At 77.1% G+C, this 19,873-nt stretch carries 18 protein-coding genes; 8 read left to right on the top strand and 10 right to left on the bottom strand.

The features are described from left to right. Positions 1 to 3: 3 nt before the first annotated feature. The 5 genes from WJX68_RS13745 to WJX68_RS13725 are packed head-to-tail and all read right to left on the bottom strand — an operon-like array spanning position 4 to position 4,397. Positions 4 to 681, bottom strand: coding sequence for a phosphonatase-like hydrolase (locus tag WJX68_RS13745; RefSeq protein WP_340290689.1), 678 nt, complete (start codon positions 679 to 681; stop codon positions 4 to 6). Beyond that, positions 678 to 1,502 (bottom strand): phosphonate ABC transporter, permease protein PhnE, encoded by an 825-nt coding sequence (phnE, locus tag WJX68_RS13740; RefSeq protein ID WP_340290686.1) that lies wholly within the window; start codon positions 1,500 to 1,502, stop codon positions 678 to 680. Before phnE ends, WJX68_RS13745 begins: the two co-directional genes overlap by 4 nt. Further along, positions 1,499 to 2,260 carry a phosphonate ABC transporter ATP-binding protein gene (locus WJX68_RS13735; protein WP_340290683.1) on the bottom strand — a complete coding sequence of 254 codons (762 nt, stop codon included), beginning with the start codon at positions 2,258 to 2,260 and terminating at the stop codon, positions 1,499 to 1,501. Before WJX68_RS13735 ends, phnE begins: the two co-directional genes overlap by 4 nt. Beyond that, a complete protein-coding gene (locus tag WJX68_RS13730; RefSeq protein WP_340290680.1) occupies positions 2,257 to 3,168 on the bottom strand; it encodes a phosphate/phosphite/phosphonate ABC transporter substrate-binding protein in 912 nt (303 codons plus the stop codon). The genes WJX68_RS13735 and WJX68_RS13730 overlap by 4 nt, the downstream gene beginning before the upstream one ends. 50 nt (positions 3,169 to 3,218) lie before the next feature. Then, on the bottom strand, positions 3,219 to 4,397 hold the full coding sequence (locus WJX68_RS13725) for a TIGR03364 family FAD-dependent oxidoreductase (RefSeq protein WP_340290677.1): 1,179 nt from the start codon (positions 4,395 to 4,397) through the stop codon (positions 3,219 to 3,221). Positions 4,398 to 4,521: 124 nt separating this feature from the next. On the opposite strand from WJX68_RS13725, the gene WJX68_RS13720 reads away from it, so the two are divergent. After that, complete coding sequence (locus WJX68_RS13720) at positions 4,522 to 5,256, top strand: GntR family transcriptional regulator (protein ID WP_340290674.1); 735 nt, start codon at positions 4,522 to 4,524, stop codon at positions 5,254 to 5,256. 121 nt (positions 5,257 to 5,377) lie between these two features. On the opposite strand, the gene WJX68_RS13715 is transcribed toward WJX68_RS13720, so the two are convergent. The 4 genes from WJX68_RS13715 to WJX68_RS13700 all read right to left on the bottom strand — a co-directional run bounded on the left by WJX68_RS13715 (position 5,378) and on the right by WJX68_RS13700 (position 11,515). Further along, the gene (locus tag WJX68_RS13715; protein ID WP_340290671.1) at positions 5,378 to 6,433 is read right to left on the bottom strand and encodes an alcohol dehydrogenase catalytic domain-containing protein; all 1,056 of its coding nucleotides are present in this window, start codon (positions 6,431 to 6,433) and stop codon (positions 5,378 to 5,380) included. 68 nt (positions 6,434 to 6,501) lie between these two features. After that, the gene (locus WJX68_RS13710; protein ID WP_340290668.1) at positions 6,502 to 9,357 is read right to left on the bottom strand and encodes a molybdopterin-dependent oxidoreductase; all 2,856 of its coding nucleotides are present in this window, start codon (positions 9,355 to 9,357) and stop codon (positions 6,502 to 6,504) included. Further along, positions 9,354 to 10,160, bottom strand: a complete 807-nt coding sequence (locus WJX68_RS13705; protein ID WP_340290665.1) for an FAD binding domain-containing protein — start codon at positions 10,158 to 10,160, stop codon at positions 9,354 to 9,356. The genes WJX68_RS13710 and WJX68_RS13705 overlap by 4 nt, the downstream gene beginning before the upstream one ends. Positions 10,161 to 10,165: 5 nt before the next feature. Further along, positions 10,166 to 11,515: an 8-oxoguanine deaminase gene (locus WJX68_RS13700; RefSeq protein WP_340290662.1), complete on the bottom strand. Its 1,350-nt coding sequence runs from the start codon at positions 11,513 to 11,515 to the stop codon at positions 10,166 to 10,168. A 92-nt stretch (positions 11,516 to 11,607) separates the two neighbouring features. Here WJX68_RS13700 and WJX68_RS13695 point away from each other — a divergent pair, with 92 nt between their 5' ends. After that, positions 11,608 to 13,158, top strand: coding sequence for a PucR family transcriptional regulator (locus tag WJX68_RS13695; RefSeq protein ID WP_340290659.1), 1,551 nt, complete (start codon positions 11,608 to 11,610; stop codon positions 13,156 to 13,158). Positions 13,159 to 13,195: 37 nt separating this feature from the next. On the opposite strand, the gene WJX68_RS13690 is transcribed toward WJX68_RS13695, so the two are convergent. Further along, positions 13,196 to 15,055: a solute carrier family 23 protein gene (locus tag WJX68_RS13690; RefSeq protein ID WP_340290656.1), complete on the bottom strand. Its 1,860-nt coding sequence runs from the start codon at positions 15,053 to 15,055 to the stop codon at positions 13,196 to 13,198. Positions 15,056 to 15,387: 332 nt separating this feature from the next. On the opposite strand from WJX68_RS13690, the gene WJX68_RS13685 reads away from it, so the two are divergent. The 6 genes from WJX68_RS13685 to WJX68_RS13660 are packed head-to-tail and all read left to right on the top strand — an operon-like array spanning position 15,388 to position 19,868. Beyond that, positions 15,388 to 15,690: an urease subunit gamma gene (locus WJX68_RS13685; RefSeq protein WP_340290653.1), complete on the top strand. Its 303-nt coding sequence runs from the start codon at positions 15,388 to 15,390 to the stop codon at positions 15,688 to 15,690. Next, positions 15,687 to 16,013, top strand: coding sequence for an urease subunit beta (locus WJX68_RS13680; RefSeq protein WP_340290650.1), 327 nt, complete (start codon positions 15,687 to 15,689; stop codon positions 16,011 to 16,013). The genes WJX68_RS13685 and WJX68_RS13680 overlap by 4 nt, the downstream gene beginning before the upstream one ends. Continuing rightward, positions 16,010 to 17,725: an urease subunit alpha gene (locus tag WJX68_RS13675; RefSeq protein ID WP_340290647.1), complete on the top strand. Its 1,716-nt coding sequence runs from the start codon at positions 16,010 to 16,012 to the stop codon at positions 17,723 to 17,725. The genes WJX68_RS13680 and WJX68_RS13675 overlap by 4 nt, the downstream gene beginning before the upstream one ends. Further along, positions 17,725 to 18,402: an urease accessory protein UreF gene (locus WJX68_RS13670; RefSeq protein ID WP_340290644.1), complete on the top strand. Its 678-nt coding sequence runs from the start codon at positions 17,725 to 17,727 to the stop codon at positions 18,400 to 18,402. The genes WJX68_RS13675 and WJX68_RS13670 overlap by 1 nt, the downstream gene beginning before the upstream one ends. Then, on the top strand, positions 18,392 to 19,102 hold the full coding sequence (ureG, locus tag WJX68_RS13665) for an urease accessory protein UreG (RefSeq protein ID WP_340290642.1): 711 nt from the start codon (positions 18,392 to 18,394) through the stop codon (positions 19,100 to 19,102). Before WJX68_RS13670 ends, ureG begins: the two co-directional genes overlap by 11 nt. A gap of 1 nt (position 19,103) precedes the next feature. After that, positions 19,104 to 19,868 (top strand): urease accessory protein UreD, encoded by a 765-nt coding sequence (locus WJX68_RS13660; RefSeq protein ID WP_340290640.1) that lies wholly within the window; start codon positions 19,104 to 19,106, stop codon positions 19,866 to 19,868. Positions 19,869 to 19,873: the final 5 nt, after the last annotated feature.

Raw genomic sequence — 19,873 nt, 5'->3', positions numbered from 1 at the left:
CGCTCAGCCGGCGGCGCGACCGGCGACGCCGAGCAGGGCGGGCAGCGCCGCGACGCCGTCGACGACGTCGGTCGGCCCCGCGGCCGTGAGCTCGGCGCGGGTCTGGGCGCCGCTCAGCACGGCGACGACCCGCCCGGCACGGGCGCGCCGCCCGGCCTCGACGTCGAGCACGGTGTCGCCGGCGGCCAGCACCTCGGAGGGGTCGGTGACCCCGGTCAGCGCCATGGCGCGGTGGATCATCGCCGGGTCCGGGCGTCCGGCGCCGACCTGTTCGGCGCACACCACGGCGTCGAGCTCGGCGGTGAACTCCGCGGGCAGCGCGGCGAGCAGCGGGTCGGCGACCTGGCGGTCGAACCCGGTGGTGAGCACGACCGCGGTCCCGGCCGCGCGCAGCGCCGCGAGCGCGGCGGGCACCCCGGGCAGGGGGCGGGGCGGGGCGGCGGCGTAGGCGGCGGCGAGCCGGGCGACGAAGGCGTCGTGCAGCTCCTCGACGGCCACGGCGTCGGCGGTGCCGGTGAGCGCGGCGAGCGCCTCGCGCTTGTCGGCGCCCATCCAGCGGCGGACCGCGGTGTCGTGGGCGGGGTGCCCGGCGTCGGCGACGACGCCGGCGAGGACCCGGTAGACCGCGCCCCCCTCCTCGACGGTGGTCCCGGCGACGTCCAGTGCGGCGAGGCGGATCATGCGTCACTCCCGAGGTGGCGGCGGACCAGCGCGGACAGCCGGTCGACGGCGACGATCAGCACCAGCACGACGAGCAGGTGCGTCGCCATCTCGTCGAAGCGGAACAGCTGGATCGACTGGTTGATGAGGAACCCGATGCCGCCGGCGCCGACCAGGCCGAGCACCAGCGACGAGCGGACGTTGACGTCGAAGCGGTAGAGCAGCAGCCCGACCAGCTGCGGGGTGACCGAGGGCAGCAGCGCGTGCGTGGCGACCTGCAGCCGTCCGGCGCCTGCGGAGCGCAGGGCGGTGGGCGGGCCGGGGTCGGCGTCCTCGATCGTCTCGGCCCACAGCTTGCCCATGACGCCGACGTTGTGCAGCAGCAGCGCCAGCACGCCGGGGAACGGGCCGAGCCCGACCGCGGTGACGAAGACGAGCGCGAACACGACGTCGGGGACCGCCCGCAGGAACGACAGCAGCCCGCGGGCGACCTGGTAGGTGACCGGCCCGGGGGCGGTGCCGCGGGCGGCGGCGAGTGCCCCCAGCAGCGCGAACGGGACGGACAGGGTGGTGCCGAGCAGACCGATCCAGAGCGTGACGAGCGCGCCCTCCAGGCTCGGCCCGAGCACCTCGGGCGACAGGTCGGGCGGGACGGCCTCGGACAGGAACCCGGCCATGCCGTCGGCGCCGCCGACGAGCGTCGCGAAGGACATCTCGGTGGTGCGCCAGGCGATCACGTGCACGACGAGCAGCCCGGTGACGACCACGGCGGCCAGGGCGAGGGTGCGGCGGTCGCGGTGCCGCGGCGGGACGGCGACGCGGCGGACGTCGGTGGTGGTCACGGGACGTTCTCCGGGAGGCGGGCCGCGGCGGGCGCGGCGGCGGTCGGGGGCTCGGGGGCGCGGTCGGGGTAGAGGGCGCGGACGTCGGTGCCGGGCGGCCCGTCGAGGGCGACGGTGCCCGCCCGCAGCCCCAGCACCCGGTCGGCGTGGCGGGCGGCCAGCTCGGGCTGGTGCAGCACGGCCAGCACCGCGAGGCGCTCGGTGTGGGCGAGCTCGGCGAGCAGGCCGAGCACCTGCTCGGCGGCGGCGGGGTCGAGCGCGGACACCGGCTCGTCGGCGAGCAGGACCCGGGCCCGCTGGCAGAGCGCCCGCGCGACGGCGACCCGCTGCTGCTGGCCGCCGGACAGCGAGCCGGCGCGGTCGTGGGCGCGCTCGGCGAGCCCGACGCGCTCCAGGCAGCCCATCGCCTCCTCCCGTACCGCGCGCGGGAACAGGGCCGGGACCAGCGAGGACCGCAGCGGGAGCCGGCCGAGCGCACCGGCGCAGACGTTGTCGAGGACGCTGCGCCGGGCGACGAGGTGGATCCTCTGGAAGACCAGGGCGACGTCGAGCCGCCCGCGCGGGCGGTCGCCGACCAGGACGTCGCCGTCGCAGGGGGTCAGGCCGGCCGCGGCGCGCAGCAGGGTCGACTTGCCGGAGCCGTTGGCGCCGAGGACGGCGAGCAGCTCCCCCGCGGCGACGTCGACGTCGACGCCGTGCAGGACCTCGCGGTCGCCGTAGCGGACGCGGGCGCCGCGCACCCGCAGCAGGGCGCTCACCCGGCGTCCTTCTCGGTCAGGCCGAGCGTGCGGGCGAGGTCGAACAGCGGGGCGTAGGTGTCGCGGGTGACCGGGACGAGCCTGCCGGGCGGGCTGACGTCGAGCAGCGCGCCGATCTCGCCGACGGCCTGCGCGTCGAGCTGCAGCAGCGCGTCGGCCACGGCGGCCTTGAACGCCGGGTCGAGGTTCCCGCGCACGGTGATCGGGTCGTTCGGGATCGGCGGGGACGTCCAGAGCGGGCGGAACCGGGCCGGGTCGAAGATCCCCGACGCGGTGGCCGCGGCCTGCTGCTGGGTGTTGATCTCGGCGGCGTCGACGGTGCCGTTGGTCAGGGCGAGCAGCGCCTCGGGGTGCCCGCCGGCGTAGTCGACGCGGACCTCGCCCGGCGCGAGCCCGGCGTCGAGCAGCGCCTGGCGCGGCAGCGCGTCGCCGGAGGTGGAGCCGACCGCGCCGAGGGCCAGGGTGCGCCCGCGCAGCTGCGCGACGGTGGTGACGTCGGAGTCGCGGGGCACCCAGATGGCGGCGGTGTAGGTGGACAGCGCGCCGTCGGCGGTCCCGAAGGAGGCGACCGGCTCCGCGCCGGCGCGCTCGCTGGCGAAGACGTAGCCGAGCGGGCCGAAGATGCCGAGCTCGAGCCGGTCGTTGCGCATCGCGAGGACCTCGGCGGAGTAGTCCTCGGTGACCTGGACCTCGACGGGGCAGCCCAGGCGGCGCTGCAGCGCGTCGCCGAGCACGCGGGCGGCGGGGACGAGCACGGCGGGATCCTCGAAGGGCTCCACGCCCATCCGGATCTGCCCGCCGGGGCAGGTGGGCGACGCGGCGGCGGTGTCGCCGGGCGGTCCGGCGCAGGCGGTGAGGGCGAGGCTCGCGGCCAGCACGGCGGCGGCGAGCAGGCGGGGGCGGCGCATGGGGGTCTCCCGGGATGGGCGGGTGCGGCGGGATCGGCGGGGCGGTCGGATCAGGCGGGTCGGTCGGGCCGGGCGGACGGGTCGGGCCGGGCGGACGTGTCGGGCCGGTCGAGCCGGTCGAACACGGCCGGGGCGAGGCCGAAGGCGGTGGTCATGCCGATCCCGGAGGTGACGGAGACGGCGGTGGTGGCCGCAGCGGCGGGGCGGACGAGGAACTCGCCGGGGGCGTCGGCGTAGACGCCCCGCCAGCGGCGGACGACGTCGGCGCCGGTGCCCAGCAGGGCCCGGGTCTCGGCGAGCAGCAGGTCGTCGAGGCGCTCGTCGGACCAGGGCTCGGGGGTGCGGTCGTAGGCGTGGGTGTCACCGACGACGAGGTCGCCGCCGGGGAGCTGGGTGAGCATGTGGTTGACGACGGCGTCGAGCAGCTCCGGGCGCTCGGCCCGCCAGCGTGCGCGCAGCGCGGCGGCGCCCGTGGTCGCGGCGAGCGCGGGGTAGCGCAGCATCGAGGTGCCGGTGAGGAGCGCGGGCCCGACGGTGAGCGGGGTGTGCGGGCGCAGCTGCAGCATCCGCAGCGTGCAGCGGCGCAGGCCGGCGTCGTCGGCCAGGGCGGGGAACAGCCGGTCGACGTCGTGGCCGACGCAGACCAGCACGCGGTGGGCGCGGACGTCGCCCCGGCCGGTGCGCACGACGATCCCGCCGCCGGTGGCGTCCGGGTCGACGCCGAGCACCGGGCAGCCGAACCGGACCTCGGCGCCCGGCCGTGCGTGCAGCCACGCCGCGATCGCACCGGCGGCCCGGCGCTGCTCGACCCGCAGGTCCCGCGGCAGGAACGCTCCGCCGTGCAGCCCGGCGGCCTCGACCGGCACCCGGGCGGTGACCTGCGCGGGGTCGAGCAGGACGACGTCGTCGCCGCGCAGGCCGGCCAGCTCCTCGAGCGCGGCGCGCTCCTCGGCGGAGCGGGCGATCACGACGGTGCCGCACTCGGCGACGCCGAACCCGGCCGCCGCCCCCAGCCGCAGCCAGGTGCCGCGGGCGCGGGCGGCGTACCCGAGCGCCTCGCCGGTCTGCGCGGTCAGGCAGCCGTGGCCGAAGTTGCGCACCGACGCACCGACCGCGCGCTCGTCGCGTTCGAGCACGGTCACCGACAGCCCGCGGTCCAGGGCCTCGACCGCGTGGGCGAGGCCGACGATGCCGGCCCCGACGATCACGACATCACTCGTCCGGGTCACGGCACCGACGCTCGCACCGCTGTCCGGGCCGGCGCAACGACTTGTAGAGACAAGTTGGTATCTGTTCACCGGCCAGACGCCTGGACGCCCAGTTGACGCGGCATCCGCTTGTAGAGTCATCGTGGTGGGAACACCGTTGCACCGGACACTGGCCGACGAGCTGCGCGCCCGGATCCGCGGCGGCGCACTGGGCGTCGGCGAGCTGCTGCCCTCCGAGGCCGAGCTGTGCCGGGAGTTCGCCGCCTCGCGCGGCCCCGTCCGCCAGGCGCTGGCCGCGCTGCGCGACGAGGGCCTGATCGGCGGCGGGCAGGGCAGGCGGGCGGTGGTGCTGGACGCGGTGCCCGCGCAGCCGTTCGAGTCGTTCCTGTCGTTCACCCGGCGGGCCGAGCTGACCGGGCACGTCCCGGGCCAGCGGCTGCACGAGATCGCGCTGCGGCACCCGTCGCCCGCGGTGGCGGCGGCGCTGCAGCTGGAGCCCGAGGACTACGCGGTGCAGCTCGTCCGGCTGCGCCTGCTCGACGACCGGCCCGCGATGCTGGAACGGATGACCTACGTCGAGAAGGTGGGCCGCCCGCTGCTGGAGGCCGACCTGAACGCGGGCTCGATCTACGCGCTGCTCACCGCGCACGGCGTCGACCTGCACTCGGCCCGCCACACCTTCGACGCCGTCGCCGCCGACGAGCTCGACGCCCGGCTGCTCGAGGTCGCCGTCGGGCATCCGCTGCTGCGCGAGCGGCGCCTGACCCGCACCAGCGCCGGCGAGGCGCTGGAGTGGTCGGAGGACCGCTACCGCCCGGACGTCGCGACGGTGACGATCACCAACCTGCGGTCCGGGCGCGGCGGCTTCGCCCGCGAGTGACGGCACCCGCCGCGGCCCGGGCCCGGACGGCCGCGGCCCGGGACCCGACGGCCGCGGGCCGGGAGCGGGCGGCCCCGGGTCGGGAGCGGGCAGCCGCGGGTCGGGAGCGGGCGACCCGCGGTCAGGGCCGGACGGCCTGGCGCGGCGCGGCCCCGGGGCGACCCGCGGCGGCGACGGCGGCGTCGAGGTCCGCGAGCGCCCAGGGCCCCGCGGCCAGCCCGGCGAACGGGGCCCGGTCGTGCTCGGCGGCCAGGAACGCGACCGCGGCGGCCAGGTGGCGCGGCGCGTAGTTGTGCACCCCGACGACGGTGTGCAGCCCGCGGACCAGGCGCTCCGGGTCGAGCCCGACCTGCGGGCCCGGCGACACCGACCCGGCGAGGACGGCGACGCCGCCGACGTCGAGCGCGTCCAGGCAGGTGCGGACGGCGGCCGGGGCGCCGGACAGCTCGCACGCCACGTCGAACCGGTCCCCGGCGGCGACGGCGTCGGCGTCCACGGCGGCCGCCGCGCCGAAGCGCAGCGCGCGCTCGCGGCGGTCGGGGTGCGGGTCGGCGACGACGACCTCGGCACCGGCGCGGGCGGCCATGGCGGCCGCGGTCACCCCGAGCATCCCGGCCCCGGTCACCAGCACGCGCTCGCCCGGGCCGGGCGAGCCGGCCGCCTCCAGGACCGCGGCCACGGTCGCCGTCGCGCAGGATGCGGGGGCGGCGACCGCGTCGGGCACCGGGTCCGGGACGACGACCGTCGCGGTGCCCGGCGCGAGCAGGCAGTGGGTGGCGAACCCGCCGGTGAACGGGCGGGCCTCGTCGAGCGGGGCGTGGCCGTACTTGTGCAGGTCGGTGCACTTCTGCGGGATCCCGCGCCGGCAGCGCAGGCACCTGCCGCAGGACGCCGCGACCGACCACACGATCCGGTCGCCGGCGCGGACCGGGGTCCCGTCGACGTGGCGCGGGCCCGGTGCGGTGGCGACGACGTGCCCGACCTGCTCGTGCCCGAGCACCCCGGGGACCGGCGAGGGCCGCCGGCCGCGGGTGGTGTGCAGGTCGGACCCGCAGACCGTCGCGAGGTCCACCGCGACCAGGACCTCACCCGGTCCCGGCTCGGGCAGCGGGGCGTCGACCAGGCGGAACGGGATGCCGACGCCGTCCCAGCGGGCGTAGCGGGCGGGAGCGGTCATGCCCCCACCGTCGCACCACCTCGCCGCCCGGTCCACCAACCTGTCAAGACAAGTCGGTGAACGCCGGGTCAGCCGTCGGAGCCGCGGGCCAGCCGCCAGACCCGGTCCCGGCTGAACGGCTGGTGGTACGGCCGCACCCCCAGCGCGCGCCGGATCGCGTTGCCGACCGCGGGCGCGACCGGGTTGTAGGGGGCCTCGCTCATCGACTTGGCGCCGTAGGTGCCGAGCGCGTCGTGGGTCGTGGCGCAGCGGACCTCGGTGACCGGGACGTCGGCCATCTGCGGCACCCGGTAGGTGCGGAACGCCGGGTTCAGGATCTCGCCGGACTCCCCCACGTAGACCTCCTCGTAGAGCGCGCTGCCCAGCCCCATCGCCGCGCCGCCCTCGACCTGGCCGCGCAGCTGCTCGGGGTTGAGGACGGTGCCGGCGTCGACGGCCTGCACCGACCGCAGGATCCGGACCTCGCCGGTCGCGGCGTTGACCGCGACGCGCACGCCGTGGCAGTTCGCCGTGATCGCCCGCGCGGTGCCGGGCTCCTCCCCGGTCGCCACCAGCCCGGCCGGCTCGCCGGCCGCGGCCAGCACGTCGTCGAGCGTCCAGTCCCCCGTCGCGGTGCCGACGCCGCCGGCGTGCAGGGTGCCGCCGCCGGTGACCTCCAGGATCCGGGCCCGCAGCGCGGTGGCGGCCGCGTGCAGCGCCTTCCCGGCGACGGTGGTGCCGGCCGAGGCGAACGCGCCGGTGTCGTATCCGCAGGCGTCGGTGTCGCCGTGGTGGGCGTCGACGCGGTCGGGGGTGGTGCCGAGCACGGTCGCGACGACCTGGCGGTGGGTGGTCGTGGTGCCGTTGCCGAACTCGACGGTGCCCGCGCCGAACCGGTAGCGCCCGCCCGGGAGCAGGGTGACCGTCGTCGTGGCGGCGTGGCCGAAGGGCGCCATCGTCGTCATCATGCCCAGGGCCATGCCCTCGCCGACCCGCCAGGCCGGGCCCTCGGGCGCGGGGTCCCCGGTGCCGTCGGCCAGCGCGTCCTGCACGAGGTCCAGGCACTGGTCCATGCCGTAGCTGGTCCAGTGCAGGTCGTGCTCGGGCTCGGGGTGGTGCGCGACGTGCAGCGGGTCCCCGGCCCGGACCATGTTCGTCCGCCGCAGGTCGAACGGGTCGACGCCGACGGCGATCGCCAGCTCGTCCATCGCGGACTCGACGGCGAGCATGACCTGGCCGAGGCCGTAGCCGCGGAACGCGCCGCTGGGCACGTTGTGGGTGTAGACGACCTCGGCGTCGAGGTGCTTGACCGGGCAGCGGTAGACGCTGACGGACTCGGCGACGGAGTGGAACAGCACGCCGCGCGAGTGGTTGCCGTAGGCGCCGGTGTCGGACAGGACGTCGAGCTTCATCGCGGTGAGCCGGCCGTCCGGGTCGGCGCCGAGGGACACCGTGACGCGCATCGGGTGGCGCAGCGCGGTGCGGGTGAACTCCTCGGCGCGGGTGAACTCGTGGACGACGGTGCGCCCGGTCCGCAGCACGGCGAGCCCGACGAGGTCCTCGGCGAACATCTCCTGCTTGCCGCCGAAGCCGCCGCCGACCCGGGCGGTGTGCACGCGCACCCGGTCGGGGTCCAGGCCCAGGACGCGGGCGAGCTCGTCGCGGGTGAGGAACGGGACCTGGGTCCCGGCGCGCACGACGAGGCGGCCGTCGTCGTCGAGGGAGCCGACGGCGCCGTGGCACTCGAGCTGGGCGTGCGCGACGCGGCTGGTGCGCCAGGTGCCGGAGACGGTGTGCGCGGACGCGGCGAGCACCGCGTCGGCGTCGCCGCCGTGGCCGCCGTGCACCGCCAGGACGACGTTGCGCGAGGCGTCGTCGACCCGGTCGGCCCGGGTGCGGTCCGGGTGCACCAGCGGCGCGCCGGGGGCGCGGGCGGCCTCCGGGTCGAGGACCGCGGGCAGCACCTCGTACTCGACGTCGATCAGCGCGCACGCCGCCTCGGCCTGCGCCGGGCTCTGCGCCACGACGGCGGCGACACGCTGCCCGACGTGGCGCACGACGTCGTCGAGCATCCGGGTGTCGTCGGGGTCGTCGGTGCGGTGCTCGTGGCGCGCGGTGGAGTAGCGCAGGTCCGGGACGTCGTGGTGGGTGAGCACCAGCGCGACGCCCGGCGCGGCCGCCGCGGCGGCGGTGTCGATCGAGCGGATGCGGGCGTGGGCGTGCGGGGAGCCGAGGATCCGCAGGTGCAGGGCCCCGGTTAGGTCGGTGTCGAAGGTGAACGGCTCGGCCCCGGTGACGATCCGCTCCGCCGCCTCCGGTCGCGCGGAGCACCCGACGGCGCCCACCGCCCCCGCGCCCCGCTCTCCGGCACCCCGCTCTCTCGCGCCCCCTCCCGGCTGCTCCGAGGGGCACCCTCGTTGCCCTCTAGGCCCCGAGGGTTCCCCTGGGAGCACCGCCGGGGCCGGGGCCGGGAGCACCTCCGGGGCCGGAGAGACGGCGGCGGGGGCGGTCGGGGCGAGGGCGGTCTCGATCGCCTCGCGGATGCTCCGGTAGCCGGTGCACCGGCAGAGGTTGCCCTTCATCCGGCGCGGCAGGTCGTCGAGGTCGTCGGCGCTCAGCGCGCTCGCCGTCACGATCTGGCCCGCGGTGCAGAACCCGCACTGGAACCCGAACCGGTCCACGAAGGCCTGCTGCACCGGGTGCAGGGTCCCGTCCGGACCGGCGAGCCCGGCGACGGTGGTGACCCGCGCGCCGTCGAGCCGCTGGGCGGGGATCAGGCAGGAGTGCACCGGCCGGTCGTCGAGCAGCACCGTGCAGGCGCCGCAGTCCCCCGCGTCGCAGCCCTTCTTCACCTCGTGGTGCCCGTGCTCGCGCAGGAACGTGCGGGTGCACTGGCCGGGTGCGGGCTCGGCGTCCAGCTCGACGTCGTTGACGTGCAGTTTCACGACAGCTCCTCCCGGACCTGTTCCAGCAGGACCGCGCTGACGCCGTGGCGCCAGTCGGCGGTGCCGAGCGGGTCGGTGTACCAGCCCCCGACGGCGTCGACCCCGGCGCGCAGCCGGGCCGCGGACGGCACGCCGCCGGGGTGGCGCAGGACGGTGGGCGCCGCGGTCGCGGCGGTGATCACGAACGTGGCGGCGCCGCCGTCGCCGGGGGTGTCGGCCCGCCCGGTCAGGACGGCGCCGGAGCGGCCGAGCTCGGCGAGCGCGATCTTGCGGAACGCGGTGCGGGCGCGCAGCGCGTGCCCGGGGATCTCGACGGCGCGCAGCACCTCGCCGGGCCGCAGGGCGGTGGTGCCGTTGCCGGTGACCAGCTCGGCGACCGGGGTGCGGTACTCGCCGCCGTCCGGGGTCCAGACGAGCGCGACCCCGTCGAGGGTGACGGCGAGCGCGACCATGCCGGCGGCGGCGTAGGCCCGGCAGACGTTGCCGCCGACGGTGGCGGTGTGCCAGATCTTCCACGACGCCAGCAGGGCGTGCGCGCACTGCGCGAGCAGCGGCAGGCCGCGGGCGTCGCCGTACGCGGCGAGGTCGGCGATCGGGCAGGTCGCCGCGATCGACAGGCCCCCGCCGGGCAGCTCCGTCAGCGGCTCCCAGCCCATCGTCGTCAGGTCCACCAGGCCGGTGACGCCGGGCTGCGGTTCGGAGAACAGCCACGTCCCGCCGGCGAGGATCCGCTCGCCGGGGGCCAGCGCCAGGTCGGCGCGCTCGCGGGCCCGGCGGAAGGCGGTGACGGTGTGCAGGTCCACCCCGCTCACCCCGCTCTGGCGACGAGGTCGCGGTGCACGGCGGCGCACTCCGCGGCGACGGCGTCGGTGTCGACGGTGACGACGGCGTCCCGCTCGACGACGGTGCGCCCGTGCACGAGCAGCAGCTCCAGCGGCGGCGGGGTGCCGAGGACGAGCGCGGCCACCGGGTCGGCGACGTCGCGGTAGCGGAACCCGTCGAGGCGCCACAGGGCGAGGTCGGCGAGCTTGCCCGGCTCGACCGAGCCGATCTCGTCCTCGCGGCCCAGTACGCGGGCGCCGCCGAGGGTGCCGAGCTCCAGCGCCTCGCGCACCGACAGCGCGCGCGGCCCGCCGGCGGCGCGGGCGAACAGCACCGCGTGCTTGACGTCCTCGAGCAGGTGGGTGCCCTCGTTGGACGCGGCGCCGTCGACGCCGATCCCGACCCGGGCGCCCGCGTCGACCAGGTCGCGGACCCGCGCGATGCCGGCGCCGAGGCGGCCGTTGGAGGTGGGGCAGTGCGCGACACCGGTGCCGGTGGCACCGATCGTCTTCACGGCGTCGTCGTCGAGGTGCACGGTGTGGGCGAACCACACGTCCGGGCCGGTCCAGCCGAGCTCGGCGACGTACTCGGTGGGGGTGCAGCCGAAGCGCTCCCGGCAGAAGTCCTCCTCGTCGTCGGTCTCGGCGAGGTGGGTGTGCATCCGCACGCCGAGCTCGCGGGCCAGCGCCGCGGACTCGCGCATGAGCTCCCCGGTGACCGAGAACGGCGAGCACGGCGCGAGCGCGATCCGCAGCATCGACCCGGGCGCGGGGTCGTGGTGGCGGGCGACGGCGTCGGCGCAGGCGGCGAGGATCGTGTCGCGGTCCTCGACGACGTGGTCGGGCGGCAGCCCGCCCGCGCTGCGCCCGAGGTCCATCGACCCGCGGGTCGGGTGGAACCGCAGCCCGACCTCGGCGGCGGCGCGGATCTCCGCGCCCAGCACGTCGCCACCCTCGCGGGGGAAGACGTAGTGGTGGTCGGTCGTGGTGGTGCACCCGGACAGCGCGAGCGCGGACAGCGCGCCGGTGGCGCCGGTGTGCACGGCGTGCTCGTCGATGCCGGCCCACACCGGGTACAGGGTGGTCAGCCACTCGAACAGCGTGTGGTCCACCGCGAGGCCGCGGGTCACCCACTGGTAGAGGTGGTGGTGGGTGTTGACCAGGCCCGGGGTGAGCAGGCAGCCGCGCGCGTCGACGCGGCGGTCGTAGGTCCCCGCCGGGGCGGGCCCGGGCCCGACGGCCTCGATCCGCTCCCCCGCCACGACGACGTGGCCGCCGGGGATCTCCTCGCCGGTGACGGTGACGACGTGCGCGCCCTCGATCGCGATCCGCTGCATGACCCCAGTGCACCGCTCCACGGTCACCGCGAGAAGGCACGGCCGTGACGAATCGGCGTCACACACGGGTGCGGCGGTTGTAGGTTCCTCCCATGTTGCTCTCCGAGCTGGTGGCCCGCCGCGAGCTGCGGCTGCGCGTGCTGCACGGCTCGGCCGCCGACCTGGCGCGCCCGGTGCGCTGGGTGTACACCACCGACCTGCCGGACCCGTCGCGGTACCTGGGCGGCGGCGAGCTGGTGGTGTCGGGCCTGGTGTGGCGGCGCGGCCCGCAGGACTCCGAGCGGTTCGTCGCGGCCGTGGCCCGCTCCGGTGCGGCGGCCCTCGTCGCCGGGGAGGCGGTGTTCGGCGACGTGCCCGGCGACGTCGTGGCCGCCTGCCGCCGCCACGACCTGGTGCTGATCGCGGTGCCGGTGGACGTGTCGTTCGGCGCGGTCACCGAGGCCGTGGTGGGAGCGCTGTCCGCGGCTCGCGGGGACCGGCTCGCGCACACCCTGGGGCGGCACCGGCGGCTGCTGGCCGCGTTCGCCGGGGGCGCGGACCTGGCGGACCTGGCCGCGTCGGTGTCGGCGGGGACCGGGCTGACCTGCCGGGTCCTGACGGCCGGGGGCGGGCTGCTCGCCGGGCCCCCGCTGCCCGCGGCCGGGCGCGACGCCGTCGTCGCCGGGTTCCTCACCGCGTCGCGGCTGCCGGTGACGGTGCCCGGGCCCGGCGCGTCGCACCTGGTGGTGCCGGCGGCCCCGGGGACGGCGCGGGCCACCGCCTGGCTGGTCGCCGCGCAGCTCCCGCCGGGGGACGCGCAGCCCGGCACCGAGGCCGTCGACGCCGTCGGGGAGCTGGCCGCGATCGCCGCGCTGGACCGGTCGCGACGCCGCGAGGGCGCCGCGGTGACCCGCACGATCGCCGACGACGCGCTCGCCCGCATCGCCGCCGACCCCGGCGACCGCCCGGAGACCCGGGTGCGGCTGCGCCAGGCCGGCGTCGAACCGGACGGGACGCTGGTCGTGGTGGTGCTGCGGGCGAGCGGGACGCCCGACCCGGCCGACACCGCGCACACCGTGCTGACCGACGCCCTGGTCGGGGCCGGACCGGCCGCGGTCGGGGTGCTCGACGGCGACGCCGTCGCGGTGCTGTCCGTGCCCGACGCCGGGCAGGGGGCGGCCGACCCGGTCGACGGGGTGCTGGCGGCGGTGCACCGGCTGGCGCCGGGCCTGTCCGGCGGGCGGCTGGCGGCCGGGGCGTCGCGGCCCGCCGCGGCCGACGCGCTGTCCGGGGCGCTCGGGGAGGCCGGGCACGCCGCGGGCCTCGCCGCGGCCCGCCCGGGCCCGGTGACCTCGGTGCGGGCCGGGGAGATCACCTCCCACGTGGCGCTGCTCGCCGGGGTCCCCGACGACGTGCGGCGGGGCTTCGCCGCGCAGGTCCTCGGCCCGGTGCTCGACCACGACGCGCGGTCGGGCACCGGGCTGGTGGAGACCCTGGAGGTGTTCCTCGACGAGTCCGGCTCGTGGAACCGGACGGCGGTGCGGCTGCACCTGCACGTCAACACCGTCCGGTACCGCATCGGGCGGGTGGCCGAGCTGACCGGGCGGGACCCGTCGTCGTTCGCCGACCGCGTCGACCTGTACCTGGCGCTGCGCTCGCGCTGAGCGGGCCGGCCGGCGGCGGGCGCCGGCCGGCCCGGCCTCAGCCGGACACCAGGTCGTCGAACCGGCGCCCGGCGACCTTCGCGATCTCGACCAGGGCCGTGGCGTGCTCCTGCGCGGACGGGTGCTCCAGCCTCCGCCGCGCGGTGGCCAGCAGGGTGCGGGTGTCGCCGGCGTCGCGCAGGCAGACGATCAGCGGGAACCCGAAGCGCTCCCGGTACGCCCCGGCCACGGCGGCGAGCTCGGCACGGTCGTCGTTGTCGAGCAGCGCCAGCCCGGCCCGGTCGCGCAGCGCGGCGGCGGCGGTACCGGCGGCCGGTCCGCCGGCGTCGGGGCGGCGGGGTGCCGGGGCGCCCGTGCCGCCCGTGCCGACGAGTCCCCCGAGGTCGGGGTAGTGGGCCATCAGCTCCCGCTGCTCGTCGGCCGGGGCGGCGAACAGCTCGTCCTGCACGGCGGCGCGCACCGCGGTGGCGTCGCCGAACGGGCCGCGCACGTGCACCCGCGCGGGCACCGGTGTCGGCCCCTCGAACAGCCGTCCGAGCACCGCGGCGAACTCCTCGGGCCCGGCGGCGGCGAGCCGGTCGAACGGCACCGTGTCCGGAGTCGTGGGGGCGGGCGCGCTGCGCCGTCCGGTGTCCAAGAACAGCAGGTTCAGCCCGATCGCGACGACGCTGCCCGCGGTGATCCCGGAGCCGAGCACGATGCCGGCCCACTCCGGCAGCGCCTGCGCGACGTCGGGCTGCACGGTCACGAACAGCGCCACCCCGAGCCCGGACCCGACCACGACGACGTTGCGGTGGTCGCGGAAGTCCACCCGCGACAGCGTCTGGATCCCGACGACCGCGACGGTCGCGAACATCGCCAGGGCCGCGCCGCCCAGTACCGGGTGCGGCACCGCGGCGACCAGCGCACCGGCCTTGGGCACCAGCCCGATGAGGATCATGAAGACCCCGGCCGCGGCGACGATCCAGCGGCTCGCGACGCGGGTGAGCCGCACGAGGCCGACGTTCTCGGCGAAGCAGGTGTAGGGGAAGGAGTTGAGGACGCCGCCGAGGGTGGTGGCCACGCCGTCGGCGCGCAGGGCGCGGGCCACGTCGTCGGGCCCGACCCGCTTGCCGACGATCTCGCCGGTGGCGATGACGTCGCCGGTCGTCTCGACCGCGGTGATCATCATGACGACGACCATCGAGAGGATCGCGGCGATCGAGAACTGCGGCCAGCCGAAGTGGAACGGCGTCGTGACGCCCACCCAGTCCGACTCCCCCACCGCGGACAGGTCGACCAGCCCGAACGGCACCGACGCCAGCGTCCCGAGCACCAGCCCGGCCAGCACCGCGACGGTCGCGAGGAACCCGCGGAACAGCCGCTGGATCAGCACGATCACCGCCAGCGTGCCCAGCGCGAGCCCCAGGTAGAGCGGGTTGCCGGGGTCCGGGGCGTTCGCGCCGCCGACGGCGTCGGTGGCCGCGACCGGCAGCAGCGCCAGGCCGATCACCGTGATGACGGTGCCGGTCACGACGGGCGGGAAGAACCGCAGCAGCCGTGCCACGTACGGGGCGGCGAGGAAGGTGACCAGCCCCGCGACGATGACCGCGCCGTAGATCGTGGTCAGCCCCTGCGTCCCGCCGCCCGCGGCGAGCCCGATCGCGATCATCGGCGAGACCGCGGTGAAGGTGACGCCCTGCAGCAGCGGCAGCCGCACCCCGACCTTCCCGATCCCGACCGACTGCAGGATCGAGGCGATGCCGCAGGTGAACAGGTCGGCGTTGATGAGATGGATGAGCTGGCGCTCGTCGAGTCCGATCGCGTTGGCGAGCAGGATCGGCACGACGACGGCGCCGGCGTAGAAGGCCAGCACGTGCTGCAGGCCGTAGACGGCGAGGCGCCCGGGTGGGGGCACCCGGTCGACGGGATGGACGGGGACGGCGGGGTCGGCGGCGGAGCGGCGCAGGCGCATTCGGACCTCACGGGAGGGACGGACCAGGGGCGGACGTGCTCGCCGCGGCGCACGGGTGGGCGCCGGCTGCGGCAGGGGCCGTGATTGCGACGTGCATCACGATGCGCCCGCGGCGGGGGCCACCGGCACGGCCCCGGACGACGAACCCCGGGCCGTCGCGACCGGCCCCTTTCGTGGGATCCGACAGTCGACCCGGACGGACCGGGCGCCGGGCGTCACCGTTCGCAACAGCACGGCAACGAGTCCGAAACGCGGGTCCGGAGAGAATGCGGGGCATGCACCTGAGCCCCCAGGAGCGCGACAAGCTCCTCGTCCACGTCGCCGCCGACGTCGCCCGCCGGCGCCGCGAGCGGGGCCTGCGGATGAACTACCCGGAGGCGGTCGCGCTGATCACCGAGCACGTGCTGGAGGGCGCCCGCGACGGCCGCGGCGTCGCCGAGCTGATGTCGTCCGGGCGCGAGGTGCTGACCCGCGCCGAGGTCCTCGACGGGGTGCCGGAGATGCTGGACTCGGTGCAGGTCGAGGCCACCTTCCCGGACGGCACCAAGCTCGTCACCGTGCACGGGCCGATCGCATGACCCCCGGCGAGATCCTGGTCGGCGACGAGCCGGTGCAGCTGCACCCGGGCCGGGCGCGGGTGACCCTCACCGTGGTCAACGCCGCGGACCGGCCGGTGCAGGTCGGCTCGCACTACCACTTCGCCGCGGCCAACCCGGGTCTGGAGTTCGACCGCGACGCCGCCTGGGGGCACCGCCTCGACGTGCCCGCCGGGACCTCGGTGCGGTTCGAGCCGGGCGTCGAGCGCGAGGTGACGCTGGTGCCGGTCGCCGGGGCGCGCCGCGTCCCCGGCCTGCGTCCCGAGTCCGCCGGTGCCCTCGACGGACGGAGCCACCGGCCGTGAGCATCGACCGCGCCCGCTACGCCGACCTGTACGGCCCGACCGTCGGCGACCGGATCCGCCTCGCCGACACGAACCTGGTCGTCGAGGTCACCGAGGACCGCTCCCGCGGGCCCGCCTCCGGCGACGAGGTGCTCTTCGGCGGCGGGAAGGTGATCCGCGAGTCGATGGGCCAGGCCGCCGTGCTCGCCGCGGACTGCCCGGACCTGGTGATCACCGGCGCCGTCGTGCTGGACCACTGGGGCGTGGTCAAGGCCGACGTCGGCGTGAAGGACGGGCGGATCGTCGGCATCGGCAAGGCCGGCAACCCCGACACCATGGACGGCGTCGACCCGGCCCTGGTCGTCGGGCCCGGCACCGAGATCCTCGCCGGCAACGGGCGCATCCTCACCGCCGGTGCGGTCGACGCCCACGTGCACCTCATCTGCCCGCAGCTGGTGGAGACCGCGCTCGCGTCCGGGGTGACGACGCTGTTCGGCGGCGGCACCGGCCCCGTCGACGGGTCCAAGGCCACCACCGTCACCCCCGGCCCGTGGAACATCGGCCGGATGCTGCAGGCCATGGACCACCAGCCGGTGAACCTGCTGCTGATGGGCAAGGGCAACACCGTCTCCTCCGCGGCGCTGCACGAGCAGCTGCGCGCCGGGGCCGGCGGGTTCAAGCTGCACGAGGACTGGGGCACCACCCCGGCGGCGATCGACGCCTGCCTGCGCGTGTGCGAGGAGACCGGCGTGCAGGCCGCGATCCACACCGACACCCTCAACGAGGCCGGGTTCCTGCAGTCCACGCTGGAGGCGATCGCCGGGCGGTCGATCAACGCCTTCCACACCGAGGGCGCCGGAGGCGGGCACGCCCCGGACATCATCGAGGTCGTCGGCACGTCGCACGTGCTGCCGTCGTCGACGAACCCGACCCGCCCGCACACCGTCAACACCCTCGACGAGCACCTCGACATGCTCATGGTGTGCCACCACCTGAACCCGTCGGTGCCCGAGGACCTGGCCTTCGCCGAGTCCCGGATCCGGCCGACGACGATCGCCGCCGAGGACGTGCTGCACGACCTCGGCGCGATCTCGATGATGAGCTCGGACTCGCAGGCGATGGGCCGGATCGGTGAGGTGGTCGTCCGGACCTGGCAGACCGCGCACGTCATGAAGGCCGCCCGCGGGCCGCTGCCCGGGGACTCCGAGCGCGCGGACAACCTGCGGGCGCAGCGCTACGTCGCGAAGTACACGATCAACCCGGCGCTCGCGCACGGCGCCGCGGAGCACATCGGCTCGGTCGAGGTCGGCAAGCTGGCCGACCTGGTGCTGTGGGAGCCGAAGTTCTTCGGGGTGCGCCCGGAGGTCGTGCTCAAGGGCGGGTTCGCGGTGTGGGCGCAGATGGGCGACGCCAACGCCTCCATCCCGACGCCCGGCCCGGTGTACGGCAGGCGGATGTTCGGCTACGCCCACACCCCCGCCGCGCTGGGCTCGCTCACGTTCATGGCCGCCTCGGCCCTGGACGACGGCGTCCCGGACCGGCTCGGCCTCGCGACGCCGGCGGTCCCGGTCGCCGACACGCGCTCGGTCCGCAAGGCGGCCATGCTCCACAACGACGCCACCCCCGACGTCCGGGTCGACCCCGACTCCTTCCAGGTGAGGATCGACGGGGCCGTCGTGGAGCCGGCGCCGGTGAGCGAGCTGCCGATGGCGCAGCGCTACTTCCTGTTCTGATGGCCGGGCTCGCGTCGCTGGTGCTCGCCGACGCCCGGTTCCCCGGCGGCGGGCACGTGCACTCCGGCGGGCTGGAGGAGGCGGCCGAGCGGGGGCTGGTCACCGGGACCGCGTCGCTGCACGCGTTCCTGCGCGGGCGGCTGCGCACCGCGGGCCGGGTCGCGGCCTGCGCCGCCGCGGCCGCCGCACACCCCTCGGGGCCCGACCGGCTCGGTGCGCTCGACGCCGCGCTCGACGCGCGGACCCCGTCGCTCGCGCAGCGCGAGGCGTCACGCGCGCAGGGGCGGGCGGCGCTGCGCGCGGTCCGTGCGGCGTGGCCGTCACCGGCGCTCGACGCCCTGGTCGCGGTGCACCGGCGGCCGCACCACCCGCTGCTCGTCGGCGTCGTGGTCGGGGCCGCCGGGGAGCCGCCGGCCGCCGCCGCCCGCTGCGTCGGCTACCTCGCCGTGTCCGGGCCCGCGTCGGCGGCGGTCCGGCTGCTCGGGCTGGACCCGTTCGCCGTCAACGCCGCGATCGTCGCGCTCGGCGACGACCTCGACGCCGTGACCGACGAGGCCGCGGCCCTGGCCGGCGGCGACCCCGGCGACCTCCCGGCGCCCGGCGCGCCGCTGCTCGACCTGATGGCCGAGTCCCACGTCCACCACCACCGCGAGAGGGTGCGTCTCTTTGCCTCCTGACTCCACCGGCCACGGCCACGGCCACGTGGTCAGCTTCGACCCCACCGTCGCCGAGCACGACCACCACGACCCCGCCCCCACCGGCGGGCGCGCGGTCCGCATCGGCATCGGCGGCCCGGTCGGCTCGGGCAAGACCGCGCTGGTCGCGGCGCTCGCCCGCAGCCTCGCCGGGCGGGTCCGGCTCGCCGTGGTCACCAACGACATCTACACCACCGAGGACGCGGACTTCCTGCGCCGCAACGCCGTCCTGCCCCCCGAGCGGGTCGAGGCGGTGCAGACCGGCTGCTGCCCGCACACCGCGATCCGCGACGACATCACCGCCAACCTCGACGCGATCGAGACGCTGGAGGAGCGGTTCGGGGACCTCGAGCTCGTGCTGGTGGAGTCCGGCGGCGACAACCTCACCGCGGTGTTCTCGCGCGGTCTGGTGGACCGCCAGATCTTCGTCGTCGACGTCGCGGGCGGGGACAAGGTGCCCCGCAAGGGCGGGCCGGGCGTCACCACGGCCGACCTGCTGGTGATCAACAAGACCGACCTGGCCCCGCTGGTCGGCGCCGACCTCGGCGTCATGACCGGCGACGCCGCCCGCATCCGCGGCGAGCTGCCGGTGATCGCGCAGTCGCTGGTCCAGGACCCGGGCGCGGCCGAGGTCGGGGCGTGGGTGTGCGCGCAGGTCGACGCCGTCCGCGCCGCGGTCTGACGTGCGGGCGCGCGCCGAGCTGGTCGTGGCCGCCCGCGACGGCCGGACCGTCGTGGAGCGCCTGCGCGCCGGGGCCCCGCTCGCGCTGGTCCCCCGCCGCGGCGCCGCCGGGGCCGCGACGGGCGACGCCGTGGTGCACCTGGTCGGGTCGGCGTCGACCCCGCTGGCCGGCGACGACGTCGAGCTCGCCGTCAGCGTCGGGGCGGGGGCGCACCTGACGCTCACCGGTGTCGCCGCGGCCGTCGCCCTGCCCGGGGCGGGCACCCGGCCCAGCCGGACCGTGCTCCGCTGCACGGTCGCCGACGGCGGGTCGCTGACCTACCTGCCCGAGCCGACGGTGGTCACCGCCCGCGCCCACCACGAGACCCTGCTGGACGTCGCGCTGGCCCCGACCGCCCGCCTGCACGCCCGCGACGTGCTGGTCGGCGGGCGCACCGGCGAGCGACCGGGCCGGCACCGGGGCACCGTGCGGATCGCCGAGCAGGGCCGGCCGCTGCTGGTGCAGACCCAGGAGATCGGGGACCCGCTGCTCGACGGCTCCCCCGCGCACCTCGGCGGGCACCGGGTGCTGGGCACCGAGGTGCTCGTCGGCGCGCCCGGCGCGGTCCCCGCGGCCTCCGGGGACGGCTGGAGCCTCTCCCCGCTCCCCGTCCGCGGGGTGCTCGCGACGGCGGTCGGGCACGACGCCGTCACCGCCGCCCGGCGGCTCGCCGCGGCCGTCGCGGCGGCCGTGGCCGTGCCGGGCCCGGAGACCGCGCCGGTGTGAGCGCG

Origin of the sequence: Pseudonocardia spirodelae, assembly GCF_037727765.1 — a bacterium.
Classification (GTDB): domain Bacteria; phylum Actinomycetota; class Actinomycetes; order Mycobacteriales; family Pseudonocardiaceae; genus Pseudonocardia; species Pseudonocardia spirodelae.
Note: the sequence above shows the minus strand (reverse complement) of the source record. Positions and strands in the feature narration are given on the sequence as shown.